Source organism: Erwinia sp. AnSW2-5, from assembly GCF_045107195.1.
Classification (GTDB): Bacteria; Pseudomonadota; Gammaproteobacteria; order Enterobacterales; family Enterobacteriaceae; genus Erwinia.
Genome location: NZ_JBJGXA010000014.1, coordinates 99034 through 121085, shown reverse-complemented (window position 1 = coordinate 121085; position 22052 = coordinate 99034). Strand labels below are relative to the sequence as shown.

The window sequence follows — 22052 nt, the reverse complement described above, 5'->3', positions numbered from 1 at the left end:
TCCGGAATGATTAGACCATTACAGTCTGGAACCACAACCGTGTCCACCGGATTTACTGTCTTCTCAAACAGAATTTTCGTCGCAAGGGTAAACAACGCCTTCCGGTGCGCAATCCAGCCCCGCTGGCAACGCCGGAAGCACTCAACCAAAGCTGGTCGATTGATTTTATGCACGACGCGCTGACATGTGGCCGACGTTTTCGGACTTTCAACGTCGTTGATGATTTTAACCGTGAAGCACTGGCTATCGAAATTGACCTGAACCGCTGAAGATGCGGATGGATAACGGACCGGAACTGATATCCCTGGCTCTGGCGCAATGGGCCGAAGAGCATGGCGTGATGCTGGAATTTATCAAGCCGGGTAAGCCAACACAGAACGCGTTTATAGAACGGTTTAACCGAACGTACCGGACCGAAATACTGGATTTTTACCTGTTCAGAACACTGATTGAAGTACGAGAAATAACGGAGCGCTGGCTGAATGAGTACAACAGTGAGCGACCTCATGAGTCCCTGAATAACCTGACGCCGGAAGAATACCGGCTGATGGCTGAGAAACCGGAAATCTCAAAAAGTGTGTGGAACTAAAGCTGGGTTACTTACATGTGCTCATCCATTACTCTCCATCATTTTCCTTAATAAAATTGGCGTACATCATGGGAAAAACGCCATGCCAACAACATTAAAATCACAAATTAGGAATAAACCCTTCTTCACGTAGTACCTTAATCACCCCGCGAATCAGATATGAGTTAGAAAACTTCGCCGTATAGGAACGAGCTCCTTCTTCCACTGGCTGAAGCAGTCCTCGGTCGATCAATTTGCCAAGTTGATAAGTCACCTGCGCTGGTTTTAGATCAGGTAAAGCGGTACGGAGATCACCCGCTTTTATCGTCCCTAGCTCGACAGCGCGTTTCAGAACTTTAGATTCCAACGGATTTATTAGCCCTCTTTCAGATGAAAAGTCGATCGCCGGATACAGTATTTTCGTACTCAAAAAAGCATGGTTTGTCAGTTGATCGACTTTCTTCAACTCAGATGAAATTCCCGAAAGTACATATAAACACCATTCTTCTAAGCCCCGCTCTGTTCCCTTATCCGCTAACGAAAGCATGCCGTAATAACGCTCACGATCATTACAGAATACTGCTGTCGGATTAAGTACACGGCCACCCGCCTGAACATTAAAACCATATTTGATCAGTAACGCATAGGTCAGCAGTCTGACCGTGCGGCCATTACCGTTGCCAAAGGGATGTATCCAGCCAAAACGGTGATGCACCAGAGCAATCTTCATCAGATCGTACTTTGGCTTGTCGGCTCGGTTAATAAAGGCGGTTAGTTCAGACATATAATCAGCAACGCGGATATGATCCGGCGGCAAATGGTCTGATTGAGCGATGCTGACATTATGTTGTCGATATGCGCCGGGCGTTCTGTCGCCCTCCTGTTGCAGCCCGGCAACCGCCAGACTATGTAACTCGCGGATAAAATACTCCGTTATTTCATCGCCATTGCTCAGGTATTCATCGATGTACTCCATCGCGGCTTCAATATTGTTGATTTCTTTGAGCTGGTCCGTCGAACTCTGCGTTCCTTCAACTTTGCTTTCAACATAGTCGGCAAGCGTGGTGTGGTTTCCCTCAATCCTTGCGGAACCGAGGCTCTCCAGCATGTGGAAGACGGCCTTTAACTGTGCAAACAGGATCGGGTGAACATCGGTTTCCAGTCGCAGATGCCGGAGTAGCTCCAGCTCCGTCAGCGCATCGACTAATGGGGAGTCAAAGCTCGGGTTCAGAAGCGAGAGTTCTAAGTGATTAAATTGAGCCATGATGTTTAGTTATCTCAACTGGTGCATGACGATATCTCAAAAGTATAGCAAAAATACTAATAGAATCTATAAATTAGAAATATCACCATTTCTGACTATCTCAAAAAAAATTGTTCCGACATATCAAATGTAAGTTTGAAAGATGTTCAACGCGGTGGGGGACGTGCTTTGATTGCATAGTACAGTGTGGATTTTTTAGCGCCGCTATGTGTGGACCTGGCTCCACACATAACCAGGCCCCTATTCGCTAAAATGCCTTTTTCGTGATAACCATCACAAAAAAAAAGCGTTCAAGGAGCTGAATGGACAGAATCATCACTCTACTATCCATGGCTTTCTCATCCCCACAGGGCTGCAATCCAACGTGATTCTCCTTGCCCATGCCCCCTCCCCCACAACCTGCTACCTACATCACTAAAATATATCAACATTTTTGATACCCTCGTTTTTTAGCCTCCATCAAAATGCTAAGGGATGAGTATGAAACCACATAAGGCCGGACTGTCGGCTGCCGTTATCCTCCTGTCCACACCCGCCTGGGCCGCTCCACAGTTAAAAGACGCTGAGTCAATATCGGCGGTGATTGCCGCCATGACGCCGGAAGAGAAAGCCGCTCTGGTCACAGGCACCGGGATGAACAATGCTGAAAAAGTCGCGGGCGCGGCGGGTTCCACCTTCGCCATCCCCCGGCTGGGCATCCCGCAAATCGTCTTCGCCGATGGTCCGGTTGGCGTCCGGCTTGGGGCTGGCCCCACCGGCGGCGAGAAGCGCTTCGCCAGCGCGTTCCCGGTGTCCATTGCGATGGCAGCAACGTGGGACCCGGCGCTGATCCAGCGGGTCGGCGGCGCAATAGGTGATGAAGCCCGGCAATATGGCGTCGACCTGATGCTCGGCCCGGCGATTAACATTCAGCGCAACCCGCTGAACGGCCGCAACTTCGAATACTTCTCCGAAGATCCGTGGCTGAATGCCATGATCACCGTGAGCTATATCAACGGCATGCAGGCGCAGGGCGTGGGCGCAGTGGTGAAACACTTTGCGGCCAATAATCAGGAAACACGCCGACAGACGGTGAACGAGATTATTTATCCCCGCGCGCTGCGGGAAATCTATTTCCCCGGTTTTGAATACGCTATGGAGAAAGCCCAGCCCTGGGGGGTGATGAGTTCTTACCCGTCGATCAACGGCACGCCCGCCTCACAAAACGTCTGGCTGTTGAAAGACGTGCTGCGCGATCAGTGGAAGTTTAACGGTCTGGTGATGTCTGACTGGTACGGCGTCAGCGATCCGGTCCGGGCATTGCAGAACGGTAACGACCTTAATATGCCTGGCGGGCTGTCGAAAAAGGACACGCCGTTCCTGAGCCGCAATACCGACCCGAAAGACGTGATTCTCGCAGGTATCAAATCCGGCGAGATCAGCCAGCAGCAGATAGACCAAAACGTTCGCAATATCCTGAGTGTGGTGATCAAAACTCACCGCTTTAAAGACGGCGAACCCACCAGTAATCCGCAGCCTGCCGATCATGCGTTACTGGCACGCCAGTCGGCAGCCGATGCGATGGTGTTGCTGAAAAACGATTCAGCGACGCTGCCGCTCACTACCTCGCTGCGCGTGGCAACGTTCGGTCGAAACGTCAGTAATTTCTTCGTGGTGGGCGGGGGAAGCGCGGAGGTCAATATCGATCCCAAACGGCTGGTGACGTTGCCGCAGGGGCTGAAAAACGCCGGATTAACGCTGATCGATGCCGCCGAAGGGCAAACGCTGAATGAGCAGGCCAGCGATGCCACGATTACCCGCGCGGCACAGCAGAGTGATATGGCCCTGATTTCCATCGGGCGCAGTTCTACCGAAGGTGCCGATCGCTATTCAATGGCGATGCATGCGGATGAAGTGGCGATGATTGCCAGGGTGTCTGCGGCGTTCCACCAGCAAAATAAAAAGGTGGTGGTGCTGCTGAATATTGGCGCGCCCATCGAGATGGCGTCATGGGAGCAGCACGCAGACGCCATCCTGCTCACCTGGCAGCCTGGTGAGCAGGCAGGTAATGCGGTAGCGGATATCCTGAGCGGAAAAGTGAACCCTTCCGGCAAGCTGCCGCTCACCTTCCCCAAACGTCTGGAAGACTCACCCAGCTTTGGCAACTATCCGGGCAGCGCGAAAACGGTGATCTACGGTGAAGGGATTTATGTTGGCTACCGTGCTTTCGACATCCGGCAAATCGCGCCGATGTACCCGTTTGGCTACGGACTCTCCTACTCCGACGTACAGTATGGCAAGGCCAGCCCGGACAAGCCGGTATTCAATATCGATAAGCAGGACAGCATCACCATCAGCATCCCGCTGAACAACCTGTCGCAGCGAGACAGCAAAGAAGTGGTTCAGCTGTATGTCCACGATGAAGCTTCACGCCTCGACAGGCCGGTTCAGGAGCTGAAAGCGTTTGAAAAAGTCAGCCTGGCGGCAGGCGCAGAGCAGCAGGTGACGCTGAAGCTTGATAAGCGTTCGTTCTCGTATTTTGATGAGGACAAAAATGACTGGGTGCTGGAGCCAGGCCGCTTCACATTGCGCATTGGCAGCTCGTCGCGCGATATCCGTACCGAGGTTCCGCTGATCGTCACTTCATCGACCCCGGCATTCTCCCTGGAGACGCCGTGGATCGACGTGCAAACCTATGAAAAAGCCGCCGCGATTGTAGCAAGCGTCATTGGTGATGAGGAGACCAACGCGTGGATCCAGGGCGCACCCACGCTGGGTGAGAAGCTGGATGCGTCTTTGCAGCAGCAGCCCGAACCGGTGAAGGATGAGGCGAAAAGAAAGACCATCAAGCAGGAGATCTTACGGCAGATTAATGCGCTGTAAGCTTCTCCGTCAGATAAAAATGGACGGCCGCTTACAGCGGCCGTTATTTTTCTATCGATAATCATCAGTCTTTCAGGCTGTGTCATTTTCATGCAGTCAAATCGCTAAATGCCACCATTCGAATCATTGAGGGTGAAAAAGGCTGACAGCCAATTTCCCGCTGATTTTCCTGCACGGCAGTGATAAGCTACGTCACACAACATGTGACCATAATTACAAACCATTTCCTCTTAAACTGCCTGAGTCAAAAACTAAAAAAAGAAAGACATTACACTTTTCACACCTACTTAATAAGGATATTCACCATGACCGAACAACTTGCCATCTCAGTATCTAGCGGGCACTTTAAAAAATTAAGAGAACTTAATCGACGCAAAAATTACTTTATGAAAAAAGTAAGATTAGATGCCAAATTACTCGTTGCAAAGATTATATGGGACAAGTATAAAAAAAGCACATTAAACGTAGATTCCATAAAAACGATCTTACTTATACGTAATGAAGGAACCATCGGCGATACCGTTGTTTACTCTCCTCTTATTAAAAATCTGCATACAGCAGGTTATGAGATTGATATATTACTGACGAAGTCCAGCAGTGTAGTGGTGAAGCATAACCCCTTTATCAGGAACATTTATGAAGCAGATGATGCCAGCACAGAGGTTTATCTGAAAGACTTCAATCATACTGTTCCCGAAATAACCATTGAAAAACTAAAAAAAAACCAGTATGACCTGGTCATCGATCCATCATTGTTTGATACTCCCGTTCACAGAATGCGGCTATTGCGTGAAATAAACCCTAAGTCAGTGCTGGCCTTCAACAAGAAAAAGTATTTCAATCATTACAGTAAGTCGCTTAATTTCTTTGAACGAGACAAAGAGCATGTCACTCAGGCAGCTTCACTTATTTCTGAGTTCTTGATAAAAAAACCAATCATTAATGATACTTATAGTCTGCATATCCCTGATGCTTTTTTCTATGATATCAGAAGCTTTCTCAGCAAATTTAATAATAATAATAATAATAAAGTTATTATTAATGTTTTCACCGGAAGTAAAGAGCGGAATTTTTCACAAGAACAGCTGGCAGAGATAATAGCAGAACTTAATAAGAAATATGATAATCTCAACATTATTCTTCTCGATCACAGAAAAGAGATCGATATTCCTCTCCCCAAGAATGTCGTCATTAACCCCTTCAACACGCTGCATCACGTTATGGCATTAATTCATGAGTGCGATCTTATTATCTCCCCGGACACGTCAATCGTGCACATCTCAGCCGCATGGAAAAAAAATCTTATTGCCGTATATAAAAATGTTGTCGATAACAATGATTTATGGGCACCTGGTTACGACAATGCCAGCCAGATCATCGTTAACAATCGGGCAATTTCACAAGTAAAAGAGGTGCCTGAGTTGATCGTTCAGGAGATAAAACGCCGACATCTTCTTGACTAATAAATGATAATCCCGGCCCTCAGGCCGGGATGAAAAATAACACGCCATTCAACCGCCGATTTCGTATTAATGCTAAAGACAAAGTCCATCGTTAATCCCTGCCAGGGTTTATGCGGGGTAAATTTCCACTTCCTGATGGCTCTTAACGCTTCTTCATCAAATATTCCCGCAGGTTCTGAGGATGCCACCCGCGCATTGATCACATCGCCGTCATTATTAACATCGTAAGAAACAACAACATGACCGCGAACACGGTGAGCAAAGGCACTTGCCGGATAGGCGGGTTTTGCAGTCGATACGGGTTCAGGTTTTTCGACAGTTTCCTGCTGCGCTGATGCCGTTAACACGCTCAGACAACAGATGATTATCGCGATAAGATATTTCATTTCGTCCCTGTTTTAGAAAGTAAGAGGATTCTATTGGCAGAGACAGAATAATACGTCTGATTTTGCCCCTCAATCCTGGTCGATTGGTTTTTCTTTCATTCCCGCTATCGTCGCCACAAACGCCCGCTCCAGTTTCTCCACTGTAATTGTAAACGGCAGATGCGCGAGGCTGGCGGCGGGGAACGGGATCTCACGGGCAATCTGGCGCAAACGCGCCGCGACATCGCCGGTCAGAGCACTCAGCGTCAGCGGGCTGTCGTACTGGCGCAATAAGCTCACCAGGTGTTCATCGGGCTGCTGCCCGCGATCAAGCAGTGACTGGATCAGCAGGCAGTATCCCACTTTCTCACCGTGCAGCAGATCGTGCAGCTCCGGTTCGTGGGTCAGCCGGTTGTGGATCTCATGCGCCACGCCGGGCGTGGGCAGATCGTCATGCACGCTGTTCGCCAGCCCGGCCAGCACGATATTGGCCTCAATCACCTTCTCCAGCGCCGGGGTCACCAGCTGGTTTTGATTGGCGATCACCGCTTCACTGCCCCACTGCGCATACACGTCCAGCGCCTGGCAGGCCACCGACACCTTCAAATCCAGCGCCAGACGCCCCGGGTTCTGGCGCTGATAAGGCTCCAGCTCAAACCATTTTGCCAGCGCATCAACAATGCCCGCCTTCAGATAGCGCACATCGGTGTGAGCAATCACTTCACTGTCCACCAGCACCAATGTCGGTTTCTTCGTCACCAGCAGACCATGATGATGGCCCCCCTGGGCGTTGTAGACGATGGCGAACGGCGACCAGGCCGCACAGGTCGCCGCGAGGGTGGCGAAGTTAATCAGCACCACGTCGTCCAGCGTGTCTGCCGCCGCTTTGGCGCAGTCCAGCACCCTGCCGCCGCCCACGGCTAAAATGCCCTGCGCACCCTGAGCAACCACGTTGTCCCGCAGGCGAACAATGGCCTCATCAGTGCATTCGCCGTCCAGATATTCCAACTGCCAGCGGATACCCGCGCTCTCCAGGCTGTGAGATAGCTCAGGGTTCACCGCCTGCCAGGCGCGTGGCGAGGTCAGAATACGCAGCACGCGGGCATGAGGCTGGATGTGTTCCCCTGCCTGTTTACGCAGGCCGGGCTGTTGCAGATACGCCGTGGGCGCGGTAATCGTTAGCATCATCAACTCCGGGTCAAATAAGGTTTAGCGTGCAGGGTCGGGAACAAATTCCGGCGGGTTCCAGGCGGTGATTGGCGGCAGTGGCGCATCGAAGCGCACAATCTCCACGCGACAGCTCTGCGCCGTGCATCCCTGGCCCAGCCGGGAACTGCCCCGATCGTCGGTCAGTACGTTCGGGTTGCCGTGTTTATCCAGCGGCTGCGCCTCGCGGGTATTGATCGGATCATACCAGGCACCCGTCGACATCTGCACCACGCCCGGCCGAATGCCGTCACTGATATGCACTCCGGCCAGCAGCGAGCCGCGTGCGTTAAACACGTTGACGATATCGCCCTCCGACAGGCCGCGCTGCGCGGCATCCTGCGGGTGCAGCCACAGCGGTTCGCGCCCGGCAATCTTGGTCTGCTGGCTGAGGGTGCCGTGATCGTACTGACTGTGCAGCCGCGTTCGTGGCTGGCTGGAGAGCAGATGCAGCGGCCAGCGCGCATCGTCAGCCTCCGGGGCCAGCCAGAACGGATGGCCGGGGCACTCCGCATAGCCGAACCCGGCAACCGTGGACGAGAACAGTTCAATTTTGCCGGAAGGCGTGGTGAGCGGCGCCCGCTGCGGATCGGCGCGGAACGCCGCCAGCAGGATCTGCGGCATCTCCGGGCGCGGATACTCCAGCTTACCGCGTTGCCAGAACACGTCGAACGGGGGCAGCTCAATGCCCTCTTCCTGCGCACGCGGCCGGGCCTCGTGGTACATCGCTTCCAGCCAGCCACGCGTATCGCGCTGATGGGTAAAGTCGTCGCCAAAGCCGAGCCGGTTAGCAAGATCGCTGAAAATCGCGTAGTCATCGCGGGCCTGCCCGACCGGCGCGAGGTGCTGTCGCATGGCAATCATAAAGCCGTCATTGCTGGCGCTGCCGATATCTTCCCGCTCCAGCGAGGTGGTGGCAGGCAGTACGATATCGGCGAATTTGGCCTGCGCCGTCCAGTACTGCTCATGGACGATAATCGTTTCCGGGCGGCGCCAGGCGCGGGTCAGTTTGTTCAGATCCTGATGATGATGAAACACGTTGCCGCCCGCCCAGTAGACCAGGCGGATATCAGGATACGTCTGCGTTTTACCATCAAATTCATAAGGCTCACCGGGATGCAGCAGCATATCGGCGATGCGCGCCACCGGGATGCGGGTGGCGACCGCATTCACGCCCGCAGGCAAGCGCGGCCCGGAAAAGCGATGACGGTCCGACCCGGCAAGATTGGTCGAGGCATAGCCAAACCCCAGCCCGCCGCCGGGCGTGCCGATCTGCCCCAGCAGCGCCGTGGTCGCTACCACCGCCCAGAATGCCTGCTCGCCCTGGCGTGCGCGCTGCACCGACCAGGCAACATTGATCATGGTTTTATGGCGCGCCATCTCGCGCGCCAGTTCACGAATGCTGTCGGCGGTTAAGCCAGTGAGCGGTGCCGCCCATTCCGGGCTTTTTACCACACCGTCATGTTCTCCCAGCAGATAAGCACGGTACTGTTCAAACCCCACCGTGTGGCTGGCAACAAATTCGCTGTCATACAGGGCTTCGTCTACCAGCACCTGGCACACCGCCAGCAGCAGCGCCGTGTCGCTTCCGGGTGCGATCGCCAGCCAGCGGGCATCCTCCACCGCCGCCAGATCGTTCTTCACCGGGCTGATATTGATAAAGCGCGTACCGTTGCTGCGCAAGGTGTCCAGCCAGTGTTGCAGCGCGTGATCGTTCGCCCCGCCGCCGTTGACCTGCGCATTGCGTAGCGGCAGACCGCCGATGGCGACAAACAGCTCACAGTGCTCTGCCAGCACCGGCCAGTGGGTATGCTGGCGCTGGAGATCATCAAGATCGCCGAGGATATGCGGCAAAATGCGCTCTCCGGCGGCAATACTGTAGGTATTGGTGCTGCCCGCGTAGCCGCCAAAGCCATTGAGGAAACGGTGCAACTGGCTCTGCGCATGGTGAAAGCGCCCGGCACTCGACCAGCCATAGGATCCGGCATAGATCGCCTCGTTACCCTGCTCCGCTTTCACCCGCTTCAGCTCATCCGCCACCAGCGCCAGCGCCACGTCCCAGCTCACCTCAACAAAGGGTTCGCGCCCGCGTCCGTCGCGGGAGGCCGCACGATGGTGTAAATAGCCCAGCCGTACCGCCGGGCGCTGTACGCGTGACGATCCCTGCACTGCGCCCGGAAGGGACTGGCCGATTTTCGATGGATTGCGATCCCACTCCACCGGGCTGACCCCAGTGAGCTGGCCGTCGGTGACGGAGACACGATAGGTTCCCCAGTGCATCACCGCCAGGTCGTGGTTATCAGGTTTGTCTTGTTCTGTGCTCATCAGTGCATCGTCATGCCGCCCGTGACGTTAATCGCCTGGCCGGTCATATAAGAGGAGAGTGGGCTGGCGAGAAAGGCCACCACGTTGGCAACATCAAGCGGCTGCGCCGTGCGCCCCAGCAGCACCTGGGAGCAATCTTCCGCGTAGATCGCTTCCGGCGTCAGGCCGCGCAGTTCTGCCCCTTCGCGCCGTTCACGCCACTTCATTTCGGTTTCCACAATGCCGGGACACACCGCATTCACCAGGATGTTGTCCCGCGCCAGCTCAATCGCCATCACCTTCGTCAGGCCCAGCACCGCATGTTTGGAGGCCACATATTGCCCCATCAGCCGGTAGCCATTTTTCCCCGCCTGGGAGGCGATATTGATAATGCGCCCGGCCTGCTGCACCTTCATCACGCGGATGGCGGCTTCGGACAGATAGCTGAGGCCTTTCACATTCACATCGAGAATGCGCTGCCAGTCATCATCGTTCATGGCATCAACCCGGCTCATGGCCGAAACACCGCAGCTGTTCACCAGAATATCGACGCCGCCAAAGGTCGCAACGGCATCATCGATCAGCGCCTGCGTCGCAGGACGCGATGCCACGTCCACCGGCACGATCAGCTGACGCTCCCGCTGCTGGCGCAATGGCGCGGCGATATCGCCAATCACCACATTCGCGCCGCCCGCGAATAACAGATCGGCAATCGCTTTGCCGATCCCCTGCAAACCGCCCGTTACCACGGCGGTCTGCCCACTGAAATCGAGCGTCAGCATCGCGGATTACCTCCTGAAGGCGTCGTCGCTGATCCCGGCTTCCAGTACCTGTTTCGCATACTCCTGGGCGGAGAACAGTGAATGGTCACGGTAGTTGCCGCAGGCCAGCGGCGTCACCGCAGGCACATCGGTCGCCGTCACCACGCGTTGCAGCACGCGCGTTAAGGCGGCCGCGATATCCGCAGGCTGATGCTCATCCCAAAGGATCAGGTAGAACCCGGTGCGGCAGCCCATAGGGGAAATATCGATCACACCTTCCAGCTCTTCACGCAGGCCAAAGGCCAGCAGATGCTCCAGCGTATGCAGGGCCGCCGTGGGAATGGCGTCGGCATTCGGCTGCAGGAAGCGCAGGTCAAATTTTTGCACCACGCTGCCCAGAGCATGACGTTCATAACCCGCCTGGCGCACATACGGCGCTTTGACGAGGGTGTGGTCGAGGGTAAAGCTCTCTACAACTGGCATGTTATGACTCCTTAATAGGTTAAAAGAGGGTCGTTATTCGCGTCGGATGCGGCGCGACAGACGGGTTCCGAGTGTCTGAATCAGCTGGACGATGACAATCAGCACCAGCGCCGTCACCAGCGTGGCAAAGGCGTCAAACCGCTGGTAGCCGTAGGTGATCGCCAGGTCACCAATGCCGCCCCCGCCGACGGTGCCCGCCATCGCGGTCGCCCCCAGCAGCCCGATAGTCGCCGTGGTCAGCGCGAGGATCAGTGACGATGCGGCCTCCGGCAGCATAAAGTGCCAGATGGTCTGGCCGACCGTGGCGCCCATCGCATCGGCCGCTTCAAGAATGCCCTCATCCACCTCCAGCAGGGAGCTTTCCACCAGCCGCGAAATATACGGGGCGATAAACACGATCAGCGGCACAATCGCCCCCGCCGTGCCAATGGTGGTGCCCACCAGCAGGCGGGTGAAGGGCAGGATCGTGATCAACAGAATAATAAAGGGCAGCGAACGCAGGACGTTGATCACCGGGTTCAGCACCTGATGCACAAAACGGTTCGGCAGAATGCCGCCAGGACGGCACACCACCAGCACAATCCCCAGCGGGATCCCCAGCAGCGAACCAAAGCCCAGCGATACGGCGATCATCACCAGGGTGTCATGCAGCGCCAGCAGGAACTGATCGCCCGTCACGGCGGTATCGATAAAATCAAACATGGGTGATTTTCACTCCTGCTTCGCGAAGGTAATGCACGGCGCTGGCGGTCTGGTGCTCCTCGCCCAGGATCTGCACGATCATAAAACCGAGGATGGTGCTCTGAACCTCGGACATACTGGCAAACAGAATATTCACCTCGATGGCGTAGTCTTTGATAATGCGGTTAATGATCGGCTGCTGCGCCGTGGCACCGACAAACTCCAGCCGCAGCGTCTGCCCGTTGCCTGAACGCTGCAACAGATCGACCACGCTCTGCGGCAGGCGGTCGTGGATCACCGACTGGACAAAACTGGCGGTGACCGCATGTTGGGGTTCAGCAAACAGGGTAAATACATCGCCCTGCTCCACCACCCGACCGTTTTCCATCACCGCCACCTTGTTGCAGATTTTTTGGATCACCGACATTTCATGGGTAATCAGCACAATGGTGATGCCGTAGCGGCGGTTGATCTCCTGCAACAGCAGCAGGATCTGTACCGTGGTATGCGGGTCCAGCGCCGAGGTGGCCTCATCGCACAGCAGCACCGACGGGTTAGTGGCCAGCGCGCGGGCGATCCCCACGCGCTGCTTTTGCCCACCGGACAGCTCGTTAGGGTAGCTGTGGATTTTGTCACTGAGATTGACGAACGCCAGCAGCTCCATCACCCGAGCCTGAATGAACGCCCGGTCGCGCCCCTGTAAAATTAACGGGATGGCGATATTGTGAAATACCGTTTTCGAATTCAGCAGATTGAAATTCTGAAAGATCATGCCGATATCTTTTTTCACGGCATTCAGGCGTTTTCCACTGACGTGCTGTAACGACTCGCCGTTAATCACCACCTCGCCGCTGCCGGGTGACTCAAGACGATTGATTAAACGCAGCAGGGTACTTTTCCCGGCACCGCTGTAACCAATAATCCCGAACACATCACCTTTGTCGATATTCAGGCTGATATGATCCAGCGCCAGAATATCATTACCGTTTCTGGAAAAGGTTTTACTGACCTGGCGAAATTCAATCATCACATTATTCACTTCAGATAGTCAGGGAACAGATAGCCTTTGTACTGCCCATGCCCGAGAATATACTGTTTGAATTCCACCGAATGGTAACCGGCAATAATGTCTTTGGCGAATTCAGCCTCTTTATTTTTTCCGGCGACGGTTACCACGTTAATAAATTTGCTGCTGGCCGATTCCAGCTTGAGTGCGGATTCAAGTTTAATGCCGTTGGATACTGCAAAGTTACCCTGAATCAGGCCGTAATCGACATCGGGAAGTGCGCGCACCTGCTGGGCGTTATCCATCTCTTTCAGCACGATTTTATACGGGTTTTCCGTAATGTTACGCTGAGAGAAGGTGGCCGCATCGCTGTTGTCGGCGATCTTAATCCATCCCAGACTTTGCAGCACCAGGGCTGCGCGATACTCGTTTGCTGCCTGATTGGGCACGGAAATGGTGGTGCCCGGTTTCGGGGTCGCCAGCTGTGTGATCTTACCGGCATACAGCCCCATCGGCGGCGTCGGCACCTGAACGATACCGGTATTATCAATACCCAGGCGTTCATTAACCGATTGCAGGTAAACCGGATGCTGCATAATATTGGCTTCAATATTACCGCGTGCAACGGCATCGTTAACCTGAATGCCATCGCTGAAATCTTTATACTCAACTTTATAGCCTTTCTTGATCAAATAAGGTGCCACACCTTTTTCGAACTGTTCTTTATAAGGCCCGGGGTTAAACCCGACACGAATTAATTTATCCTGAGCGTTTGCAAGAAATGAAGAGATCGATAACAAAGCAACAACAATGCCGAGAAGAACGGGCTTTTTCATCAATATTTTCCCTGAAAAGAGTGCGAATAAAATTGATTAAATCACAGCACTCTTCAGGTTGTAAGTAAAACAGCAGCGTTTGATTTTGCTTTTTTGTGATAAGGATAATCAGCAATGACATATCCACTTATTACACATCGATAGTTATTTTTATCTTTTAAGCGGGCGTCGACATTAATGTCATAGTGGAACATTACTGTTTACGCCGAGAATACCATGCCTGATTTCGCAGCTTCCCCTCTGGTTAATGCACTGGAAGAGAACTTATTTAGCGTGCTGGAAAAACTGGCACGAGAGGTGGATACCTCTGTCCTGTCAATGATTGACCTGTCGAGCGGCAGCCCGCGACAGCCAACGCCACCCGCGATTATCGCTACGCTGCAAGCCACGGCGGCATCCCCCGCCAACCACGAATATCCCTCTTTCTGGGGCAAGCCGCAGGTGCGCCAGGCGATTGCTGATTTCTACCTTAACCATTATGGCGTTGCGCTGGATCCTGAGAATGAAATCGCCGTGTTCCAGGGTTCGCACATTGGCGTGAACGGCATTCCGCGTGCCGTGGTCAGTCCGGGGCAAACCCTCATCTCCACCGATCCCTGCTACCCGATGTACCGCTCAGCAGCGGTGCAGTCACAGGCGCAATTTTACGGCATCCCGCTGGAGGAGAAGGATAATTTCCTGCCAGATTTTTCACGCGTGCCGGAAGAAGTCGCACGCAATAGCGGGCTGCTGATCCTGAACTATCCGCACAACCCGACCGGCGCGATGGCAACCCCGGAACTGTTCGACGCGGCACTGGACTTTGCCCGGCAGCACAATACGCCGGTGCTGCATGACTTTGCCTACGCGGCGATTGGCCGCCATGCCGCCGATATCCCGGTCAGCCTGCTGGCACAGCCGGGAGGGAAAGAATGGGGGGTGGAAACCTATACGATGTCGAAAACATTCTGCATGGCAGGATGGCGCTTTGGCTTTGCAGTGGGGAATGCCTCGATTATCCGCGCGTTTAAAAAACTGCACACGCACAGCTACAGCACGGTATTCGGCGCGATTCAGGATGCCGCCATCACGGCGCTGTCACTGCCTGCGTCGCAGATACAGCAGTTAGCCAACGTCTATCACCAGCGCCGCGACTGGGTGCTGCAAAAGCTGGCCGCCATGAACTGGCCGGTGCCGCCCAATCAGGGCACCTTTTTCCTCTGGCTTCCGGTGCCTGACGGAGGGCGCGCGCAGCCGTTTGCCGAGCGGTTGCTGAAAGAGGCGCATATTATCGTGGCCCCCGGCAGCGGATTTGGTCCGGGCGGCGAAGGCTATATCCGCATCAGCCTGACCGCCGATGATGACTCGCTGAACACCGCGCTGGCACGTATTGAGGCGTTAAAGCTGTTTAGCTGACGGGCTTCACATCGTCCGACCAGCGCGCTGAATAAAACTCAATAAACGCCCGGGCCGCCGGGCCAATACGGCGGTTGGGCCGCACACAGTACAACCCGGTTTCACGCCCGGTCCACTGCGGCAGCACCTGCACCAGTTCCCCCGCATTGATCGCCGCCGCCATCGTTAACGCAGAGTGAAAGGCAATGCCGAGGCCGTCGATGCACAGCCGCCGGGCCGCATCGGCGTTGTCGACGGTAACGCGCCCACGGGGTTGCAGCGTGCGCTGTTCACCCTGCGAAAACAGACGCCAGGTCAGACCATCCTGGCTGGCCGCAGAGACAATACAGGCGTGCTGCCCAAGCGCCTCAATGGTTGAGGGAGAGCCTCTTAGCGCGAGATAGGCCTTCGATGCCACCAGAATACGCCGGTTCTCCAGCATCTTATGGGCGACCAGCGAAGAGTCCTTCATCTGCCCAATACGCAGCGCCAGCATCACCCCTTCCGCCACCAGATCGACGTAACCATCATTCAGACGCAGATCCAGCTGCACCTCAGGCCAGGCCTGAAGAAACGCGGCCAGATGCGGCACCACATGGGTATGACCAAACGCCACGGGTGCGCTGACCACCAACCGGCCTTGCGGCCTGACCTGTTCATCGCGCACCCGATCGGCGGCATCGCGCAACTGGCCTAACGCCTGCTGGCATTCAGAAAAATAGCGCTGCCCGGTATCGGTCAGCGACATCGCCCGCGTAGTCCGGTTCAGCAATTGGGTGCCCAATTGCTGCTCCAGCGTCTTGATAAAACGACTGACAGAAGAAGGGGTGATCGCCAGCGCCTCCGCCGCACGGGCAAAACTGTTGTGTTCTACTACGGCGATAAAGGCTTGCACAAGGTGCAGAGGCGGCGCTGACATTATCAATCTCAATAGATGAATGAATATTATTGGCGGCTATTATCAATAAAAATAAGCATGATTAGAATCGTTCTTTTTAGGAGAACATCTGATGAACACCACTTCCGTCCCCCTGTTTCACGCCCTTCACCGCCAGCCCTCTCCCCTGCGCCTGCCCAATGCCTGGGATGCCGGTAGCGCACGCCAGATCGAAACCCTGGGCGCACAGGCGATTGCCACCACCAGCGCGGGCGTGGCCTGGTCGCTGGGCTATCGCGACGGCAACCAGCTCCCGGTCGCTGAATATGTTGCCCGTGCCGCATCCATCGCCCGCGTGATCAGCGTCCCCCTTAGCGCCGATATCGAAGGGGGTTATCACCCGCACCCAGCCACCGTGGCCGACACGGTAAGACGACTGATCGATGTGGGCGTGGTGGGTATCAATATCGAAGATGGCAGCGCCGATCCACAGTTGCTCTGCCGCAAGGTCGAAGCCATCAGAGCTGCCAGCAATAGCGCAGGCGTTGAACTGTATATCAATGTTCGTACTGACGTGTACGCACGCAATCTGGTCCCGGCCAAAGATAAGGCTGGCGAAGTGATCCTCAGGGCTCAGAACTACCGTCACGCCGGGGCTGATGGTCTGTTTGTGTTGGGATTAGTGGACGCAGAAGAGATGCAGACGATTGCCCAAAGCAGCGACCTGCTGCTCAACGTGATTATCTGGCCCGGCCTGCCGCCGTTAGATCGTTTGAATGAGTACGGCGTGCGCCGCCTCAGCGTAGGTTCCTGGCTGCCGCAAACGCTCTGGGCGCACAACGAACAGCTGGTACGTGGTTTCTTATCGGATGATGAAACGGCGCCGCTGATGGCAACGGCGACGCCCTATTCAGCGATCAACACGCTGTTTTAACCGACATCATCAGTCCGGCCGCCATACTATGCACTCGCGGCGGCCGCTCTGTTTTGCGAGGTGAATGCACGGAAATCCCTGATGCTTAACGGACGGGAAAAGTAAAAGCCCTGAAACGCCGTGCAGCCGAACTCCTGCATCACTTTCCACTGCTCCGCCGTCTCAATGCCTTCGGCCAGTACTTCCAGCTTCAGCTCAAGCCCCATTCGCGCAATGTTCATGGCGATCACCGCCCCTTTTGGCCCTTCCGTCGCCCCGGAAATAAAGCTGCGGTCGATTTTTATCTGCTCCAGCGGCAGCCGGCGCAGATAACTGAGCGATGAGAATCCGGTACCGAAATCATCAAGGGAGAAGCGAAATCCAGCGGCAGCCAGCGTATGCATTTTCGCCACCACGGTTTCAATGTCCGTGGCGAACACACTTTCCGTCAGCTCAAGCTTAACCTGTGAAGGAGACACCTGCGTTGCCTGGGCCTGATGCATGAGATTCGCGACGAAGTCCGGCTTCATCAGATGGTCAACGGTGATGTTGATGGAAAGCGTCAAATGCGCGGTCGCCGGGTTTTTCTGCCACTGCGCCAGCTCTCTGAAGGCGCTGACGATCACCCAGTCTCCGATGGCGGGCATCAGTCCGGCCAGTTGTGCATCAGGAATAAACTCCGACGGCGGGACCATTCCCTTACCGGGGATTTGCCAGCGCAGTAAGGCTTCAGCCCCGTTGATCTGTCCGCTGGCATTCAGTAGCGGCTGATAGAACAGCACTAACTCATTATTGTAGAGCGCATGCTGGATAGCCCTGATTTTTTCACTGCGGCGGGAGAAGTCAGCATGCATCGCCACAATGCCGCCACACAGGATCACGGTCGCCAGAATGGCATTGGCCATTGAAATTGTGGCGCGCCAGGGACGCGGTAAAGGGTTGGCAAACGGAAAAACCAGGTCAGCACTACTGAAGACCATAAACGACAGCAAACAGGCCACAATCATTGCCATCTGTACCCGCGTGCGTCGGCGCTGATAGTTGATGTAGCCCACCAGCGCGATGGTCAGAAGATAGAGATGGGTGGTTCTGGGAATACCCGGTTCCGGCACATCACACAACAGACAGTAGATGATCGCATAGGCCATATGAACCAGCTGTGCCAGCATCAGCCCGGTGGAGAAATTGCCGCGCATCGCAATACGCCAGCTAAAAAATGCCGCTCCCCCCAGGGTCAGCAGCGAGATCACCACAGTCCATTCTTTTAAAACAACAAACACGGCCAGCCATCCCACAGTGACCACCAGGCCGGTAAGAAAAGCCATCCTGCAAATATACTCAAGATGCTCATCGTTCGGCGATTTCACTCTTTTTCCCGGCATGGCGCAAGTAACTCCATTTCAAATTTAAAATCATATTATTATATTTTTTAATTAATCAACCTAATTAACTTAATTAAACTTTCAGATGCACCGGTAACCACGAATATTAAATTTTTATTACCGTCATACCAAAATCTGTCGGGCAAACAATCCCCTCCAGTTTTCCGACCTGATAAAGGTCGCTGTCGGAGACAATACTACTAATCGTGGTATCAGGAAATCTCAGGTTTTTCACTAAATGTACTTTCACCGGAGCACCTTTGTTATTGACGTCCATGATCCATCCCAGAAAGCCGCCGGAGTATTTTGCCAGGCAACCAATCGGATAAAATCCGTAGCGCTGAACATATCTCACCAGCATCTTACTGTCATAGGTCTTGCCCGCTTCGTAGATGACCCGATAAGCCTCCATCGGTGTGCGTCCGGGAATACCGTTACGCGCGTGCATCAGCTTATCGATGGCTTTAATCACGGAAATCAGCCGCACCAGCTCTGACATCTGCTCTTTGTTCTTACCCGCAGGATAGCCCGTTCCGTCCAGATGTTCGTTAGCGTTTTCAATGATATCACGACATACCGGCCCGGGTTCCCACCCTGCACTGTGCAATGTTTCGCAAAGCGCCGTGACATGGTTCTTCAGTATCTCTTTCTGCGCAGGATTCATAGTGACTTTCAGGGAAGGCAGGCTTTCACTCACCAGCAGCGGTTTACCCATCGTATGCAGTATTGCCCCTAAAACGGCTTCGCGTACCTGGAGGTCGTGCGGGTCCCGCTTCAGCATCATCTCTGCCAGCCGCGCCGCCACTTCCACCGCGTGCCGTAACCAGTCAGGCTCGTCGCGCAGAAAGGAGAGTGCATAGAGTAGGTTTTTACGATCCGCACGCACCAGGTATATCAGCGTGTCGGCACAGTCATAGAAGATCGCCTGCGGCACCACATGATGGGTTTTGATGTACATCAATCCCACCTGAATCTGGTGGGCAACCTCCATCACGCCCCGTTCCATTGGTGTCTGACGCTCGTGTTTTTCGCGCAGATGGCTTTCGTGTTGCAGAATAGCTTTCTCCTTAGAACCCACGGCAAACAGAGAGGAGTGATACACCATGCGACCAGTTAAACCGGCGCGAAAGGCGGCTTCTCTTTCTGCCTCATTCACGTAATGGATCAACATTTCGTTCTGGTAAGCAGACATGCCGGTGAACTGAATGCCGATGGCGGCATGGCCGTGGTTACCAAAAGGACGAATATGGCGGATGCTTCCTTGCGTATAAAATCGCTGTCCGTCAGGAAACTCCATCACCACGCCAGGTACTGTTTGCCCCTCCGTCAGCGCGATGCTCTCTGCCAGATCGATTTCAGCCATGCAGCCGCCAACAGACAGGTTGCGCACTTGTCCGGGGACATTAAGAACATGGCGATAAACTTCGATACTGACGCGCGCACGCATACCCAGGATAAAAGGGATACGCGTTTCACCGCGCTTTTCACCCGCAAAAACAGAGTCAGGAAGTTGACACTCCAGCCGATACAGCATGGCGTCAGTTTTGAGCAGTGTGGCCGCAATGTGGCTCAGGCTGTAGGTTTCGCGTTCAGAATGTTCGCTGCCTTTGAACGCTTCCAGATCAAAACTCACCGTGCCATTCGCCAGGTATTGCCCGATATCCGCACCGCCGTACTTAACTTCCAGCACCAGAAAGCCCGTCTCCTGGTTCAGTTCGGCCACATCGGCCTTAAGCGCACTGGGCATATCGTGGGTGAAAATAGACAGCTCATGGGGATGCTGGAGCAGCGAACGGATGACATTGGCAGGGGGAAGAGAATGCTCGTTCATCATACCTTTTACCTATAGATGACATTTGTTGTAATTTAATTATCAACTAATTAAATCGCAGCCAATCTCTTCCATGTGATTGATCGTACTGAACTTATGCCCCGGTAAAGGTTTAATGCTATGAAAAAATATAATATAGAACAATAATAAGATTGTTAGTCACTTATTTGAAATCTAAATGAAACCGGGCTGTAACACACCGATGAAAAAATAATACTTTAATTTCTTTTAGCAAAGAATAAAAAGTTTTACAATTAAATTTACACTAACATTACGCCAACATAACGATGAATTCGGCACTAACTCAAATTAGAATCACTCACCGAAACTAACAATTTTTGATATGTTAAAATAAAAAGTCATAGACAAAATAAAGCCTGGTAAAACCAGGCTTTATTCTTCAAAAAAATCCTGCAATTAGCTAATTATTTCCTGGCGAGGTAAACCTCTTCACTCAGATAGTCGCCATTCTCATTATAATAAGTGTAAGACGCGACAATCATATCCTCACCATTATAGTTAACGTAGTGTGGCTTTAAGAAGGCCTCAACCGGGAGAATGCGTTTGGTGGTTTTGTCTGCCAGATCGGTTTTCCAGATGCAGGCGTAGCCGCCCTCGTTGTCAAAATAGAACGAGGAACCCCGCCCCCAGACGTAGTTGCGGTTGTAGCTGTAATCCGGGCCTTTTGCCGTATCGGCCTGCGGCAGGAACACGTTAACACCCGCATCCGGTCGGTCGAGCGGGAAGAAGTACATGCCTTCATCGACGTCATTATTACTGCGGTCTGCCGAAGCCAGGCGCCACTGACCATCCGGGGATGTCAGCCGACTGTTACACTCCTGACTGCCGCAATAACCCACCCACTTCTTCGCATCGGCAGCACTGGCAGGCAGGCTGACCTCTTTGATGCTGCCTATCTCTTTCGGCAACACATTCAGTGCAAAAGCGTGCGGCGTGGCATAGTCGCTGGCGCTGTTCACGGTCACACCGGAACCGCTGTATTCCGCCACGCGATAGAGGATGTCACCCTCCGGCGCACTGTTATTGTCCAGTAGCGTCAGCTCAAGGTTATATCCCTCGTAGCCTGCCTGTACCTGCGGTTTCACTGACTCTTTCAGGCTAAGCAGATAGGCGGTTTTCTTATCATCACGGTCCACATACAGCACAACAAAGACAATCAGGTCCTTGTTGACGATGCGATGCGTCAGGATAGTGATGTTATGTCCGGTGCTGCCTGCGGTCAGCTCCGTGACATCACTGGAAGAGATCAGCTGCCGCACGCGCCACGGCTCTTCTGATAACGTAAACCCGGCATCATTCTTTAATCCGGGGGCGACAGGCTTATCCAGCTTATCGCCAGGGCGAATAAACACCTCGCTGACCTGATGATAAACCCCGGCACGCGACAGCGTTTTATTACGCTCGATGTAGCGCTGCTTAATACATTCCGTATCGGCCCCACAGCGGTTTCTTTCTGCCAGCCACTGGCGTTGATCCCGTGCCAGCGTTCCCACGCCGTAGCTGTTGTCCATCGCTTTAACAAAATAGCCGTTGGTGACGTTATCCAGGCCGGAAAGATAGGTATCCGAGCAGATAGTTTTTTCCGTTTCATTCAACCCGGTTAACGTGCAGTCAAACCCGGCGGCCAGCGCATTGCTCGCCAGTAAAGAGAACCCGAGTGCGATGCCATATTTTATCTTTATCATTTATTTCCTTACGCCCTTTCCATTCTGTCATTCTTATTAGCAGGTGGTTTCTGGCTTTATTCCAGCGAAGCATTTATCCCACTTTTCAGGCGCGCGGTCACGCACTCATACAGGTAACCTGCTGAGAAATTCCCTCGTCATTTTTGTGGCTGATAGTCTGGCTTACTTCA

Annotated in this window: 17 protein-coding genes and 1 pseudogene; 5 read left to right on the top strand and 13 right to left on the bottom strand. The window is 53.9% G+C overall.

Translation table 11 applies throughout. The annotated features are described in order from the left end of the window. Positions 1-26: 26 nt before the first annotated feature. Positions 27-589 (top strand): annotated as a pseudogene (locus tag ACFL9S_RS12730) (integrase core domain-containing protein); the annotation flags it as partial. Positions 590-689: 100 nt separating this feature from the next. On the opposite strand, the gene ACFL9S_RS12725 reads toward ACFL9S_RS12730, so the two are convergent. Next, positions 690-1832, bottom strand: a complete 1143-nt coding sequence (locus ACFL9S_RS12725; RefSeq protein ID WP_405262274.1) for a Fic family protein — start codon at positions 1830-1832, stop codon at positions 690-692. A gap of 480 nt (positions 1833-2312) precedes the next feature. On the opposite strand from ACFL9S_RS12725, the gene ACFL9S_RS12720 reads away from it, so the two are divergent. Together ACFL9S_RS12720 and ACFL9S_RS12715 are read left to right on the top strand one after the other, a co-directional pair. Then, complete coding sequence (locus ACFL9S_RS12720; protein ID WP_405262273.1) at positions 2313-4694, top strand: beta-glucosidase; 2382 nt, start codon at positions 2313-2315, stop codon at positions 4692-4694. Between the two features lie 305 nt (positions 4695-4999). Further along, complete coding sequence (locus tag ACFL9S_RS12715; protein ID WP_405262272.1) at positions 5000-6157, top strand: glycosyltransferase family 9 protein; 1158 nt, start codon at positions 5000-5002, stop codon at positions 6155-6157. Here ACFL9S_RS12715 and ACFL9S_RS12710 read toward each other — a convergent pair. From ACFL9S_RS12710 to ACFL9S_RS12675, 8 genes are all read right to left on the bottom strand, one after another. Next, positions 6154-6543, bottom strand: a complete 390-nt coding sequence (locus tag ACFL9S_RS12710; protein WP_405262271.1) for a TonB family protein — start codon at positions 6541-6543, stop codon at positions 6154-6156. The genes ACFL9S_RS12715 and ACFL9S_RS12710 overlap by 4 nt on opposite strands. 69 nt (positions 6544-6612) lie before the next feature. Further along, a complete protein-coding gene (locus ACFL9S_RS12705) occupies positions 6613-7707 on the bottom strand; it encodes an iron-containing alcohol dehydrogenase family protein (protein WP_405262280.1) in 1095 nt (364 codons plus the stop codon). A 24-nt stretch (positions 7708-7731) separates the two neighbouring features. Next, on the bottom strand, positions 7732-10053 hold the full coding sequence (locus ACFL9S_RS12700) for a molybdopterin-dependent oxidoreductase (protein WP_405262270.1): 2322 nt from the start codon (positions 10051-10053) through the stop codon (positions 7732-7734). After that, on the bottom strand, positions 10053-10814 hold the full coding sequence (locus ACFL9S_RS12695) for an SDR family NAD(P)-dependent oxidoreductase (RefSeq protein WP_405262269.1): 762 nt from the start codon (positions 10812-10814) through the stop codon (positions 10053-10055). Before ACFL9S_RS12695 ends, ACFL9S_RS12700 begins: the two co-directional genes overlap by 1 nt. A 6-nt stretch (positions 10815-10820) precedes the next feature. Further along, a complete protein-coding gene (locus tag ACFL9S_RS12690; RefSeq protein WP_405262268.1) occupies positions 10821-11276 on the bottom strand; it encodes an S-ribosylhomocysteine lyase in 456 nt (151 codons plus the stop codon). Between the two features lie 33 nt (positions 11277-11309). Then, the gene (locus ACFL9S_RS12685) at positions 11310-11978 is read right to left on the bottom strand and encodes a methionine ABC transporter permease (protein ID WP_405262267.1); all 669 of its coding nucleotides are present in this window, start codon (positions 11976-11978) and stop codon (positions 11310-11312) included. Beyond that, on the bottom strand, positions 11971-12984 hold the full coding sequence (locus tag ACFL9S_RS12680) for a methionine ABC transporter ATP-binding protein (RefSeq protein ID WP_405262279.1): 1014 nt from the start codon (positions 12982-12984) through the stop codon (positions 11971-11973). The genes ACFL9S_RS12685 and ACFL9S_RS12680 overlap by 8 nt, the downstream gene beginning before the upstream one ends. Before the next feature lie 8 nt (positions 12985-12992). Beyond that, complete coding sequence (locus ACFL9S_RS12675) at positions 12993-13799, bottom strand: MetQ/NlpA family ABC transporter substrate-binding protein (RefSeq protein ID WP_405262266.1); 807 nt, start codon at positions 13797-13799, stop codon at positions 12993-12995. Between the two features lie 216 nt (positions 13800-14015). Between ACFL9S_RS12675 and ACFL9S_RS12670 the strand changes: the two genes are divergently transcribed. Next, positions 14016-15194, top strand: a complete 1179-nt coding sequence (locus tag ACFL9S_RS12670; protein ID WP_405262265.1) for an aminotransferase class I/II-fold pyridoxal phosphate-dependent enzyme — start codon at positions 14016-14018, stop codon at positions 15192-15194. Here ACFL9S_RS12670 and ACFL9S_RS12665 read toward each other — a convergent pair. Then, positions 15187-16092 carry a LysR family transcriptional regulator gene (locus tag ACFL9S_RS12665; RefSeq protein ID WP_405262264.1) on the bottom strand — a complete coding sequence of 302 codons (906 nt, stop codon included), beginning with the start codon at positions 16090-16092 and terminating at the stop codon, positions 15187-15189. The genes ACFL9S_RS12670 and ACFL9S_RS12665 overlap by 8 nt on opposite strands. 91 nt (positions 16093-16183) lie before the next feature. Here ACFL9S_RS12665 and ACFL9S_RS12660 point away from each other — a divergent pair, with 91 nt between their 5' ends. Further along, a complete protein-coding gene (locus tag ACFL9S_RS12660; RefSeq protein ID WP_405262263.1) occupies positions 16184-16984 on the top strand; it encodes an isocitrate lyase/phosphoenolpyruvate mutase family protein in 801 nt (266 codons plus the stop codon). Between the two features lie 26 nt (positions 16985-17010). Here the strand turns inward: ACFL9S_RS12660 and ACFL9S_RS12655 are convergent, their stop codons facing one another. The 3 genes from ACFL9S_RS12655 to ACFL9S_RS12645 form a co-directional block, all read right to left on the bottom strand. Next, positions 17011-18330: a putative bifunctional diguanylate cyclase/phosphodiesterase gene (locus ACFL9S_RS12655; protein ID WP_405262262.1), complete on the bottom strand. Its 1320-nt coding sequence runs from the start codon at positions 18328-18330 to the stop codon at positions 17011-17013. 121 nt (positions 18331-18451) lie between these two features. Continuing rightward, complete coding sequence (locus ACFL9S_RS12650) at positions 18452-20179, bottom strand: HD domain-containing phosphohydrolase (protein WP_405262261.1); 1728 nt, start codon at positions 20177-20179, stop codon at positions 18452-18454. 422 nt (positions 20180-20601) lie between these two features. Then, positions 20602-21882 (bottom strand): lysozyme inhibitor LprI family protein, encoded by a 1281-nt coding sequence (locus ACFL9S_RS12645; RefSeq protein WP_405262260.1) that lies wholly within the window; start codon positions 21880-21882, stop codon positions 20602-20604. Between the last annotated feature and the right edge of the window lie 170 nt (positions 21883-22052).

What these genes read in the sequence shown, in the direction of transcription:
- ACFL9S_RS12715 (WP_405262272.1), top strand. Translation starts at nt 5,000, where the DNA reads ATGACCGAACAACTTGCCATCTCAGTATCTAGCGGGCACTTTAAAAAA.
- ACFL9S_RS12705 (WP_405262280.1), bottom strand. Translation starts at nt 7,707, where the DNA reads ATGCTAACGATTACCGCGCCCACGGCGTATCTGCAACAGCCCGGCCTG.
- ACFL9S_RS12675 (WP_405262266.1), bottom strand. Translation starts at nt 13,799, where the DNA reads ATGAAAAAGCCCGTTCTTCTCGGCATTGTTGTTGCTTTGTTATCGATC.
- ACFL9S_RS12660 (WP_405262263.1), top strand. Translation starts at nt 16,184, where the DNA reads ATGAACACCACTTCCGTCCCCCTGTTTCACGCCCTTCACCGCCAGCCC.
- ACFL9S_RS12695 (WP_405262269.1), bottom strand. Translation starts at nt 10,814, where the DNA reads ATGCTGACGCTCGATTTCAGTGGGCAGACCGCCGTGGTAACGGGCGGT.
- ACFL9S_RS12710 (WP_405262271.1), bottom strand. Translation starts at nt 6,543, where the DNA reads ATGAAATATCTTATCGCGATAATCATCTGTTGTCTGAGCGTGTTAACG.
- ACFL9S_RS12685 (WP_405262267.1), bottom strand. Translation starts at nt 11,978, where the DNA reads ATGTTTGATTTTATCGATACCGCCGTGACGGGCGATCAGTTCCTGCTG.
- ACFL9S_RS12700 (WP_405262270.1), bottom strand. Translation starts at nt 10,053, where the DNA reads ATGAGCACAGAACAAGACAAACCTGATAACCACGACCTGGCGGTGATG.
- ACFL9S_RS12670 (WP_405262265.1), top strand. Translation starts at nt 14,016, where the DNA reads ATGCCTGATTTCGCAGCTTCCCCTCTGGTTAATGCACTGGAAGAGAAC.
- ACFL9S_RS12725 (WP_405262274.1), bottom strand. Translation starts at nt 1,832, where the DNA reads ATGGCTCAATTTAATCACTTAGAACTCTCGCTTCTGAACCCGAGCTTT.
- ACFL9S_RS12665 (WP_405262264.1), bottom strand. Translation starts at nt 16,092, where the DNA reads ATGTCAGCGCCGCCTCTGCACCTTGTGCAAGCCTTTATCGCCGTAGTA.
- ACFL9S_RS12690 (WP_405262268.1), bottom strand. Translation starts at nt 11,276, where the DNA reads ATGCCAGTTGTAGAGAGCTTTACCCTCGACCACACCCTCGTCAAAGCG.
- ACFL9S_RS12645 (WP_405262260.1), bottom strand. Translation starts at nt 21,882, where the DNA reads ATGATAAAGATAAAATATGGCATCGCACTCGGGTTCTCTTTACTGGCG.
- ACFL9S_RS12720 (WP_405262273.1), top strand. Translation starts at nt 2,313, where the DNA reads ATGAAACCACATAAGGCCGGACTGTCGGCTGCCGTTATCCTCCTGTCC.
- ACFL9S_RS12680 (WP_405262279.1), bottom strand. Translation starts at nt 12,984, where the DNA reads ATGATTGAATTTCGCCAGGTCAGTAAAACCTTTTCCAGAAACGGTAAT.
- ACFL9S_RS12650 (WP_405262261.1), bottom strand. Translation starts at nt 20,179, where the DNA reads ATGATGAACGAGCATTCTCTTCCCCCTGCCAATGTCATCCGTTCGCTG.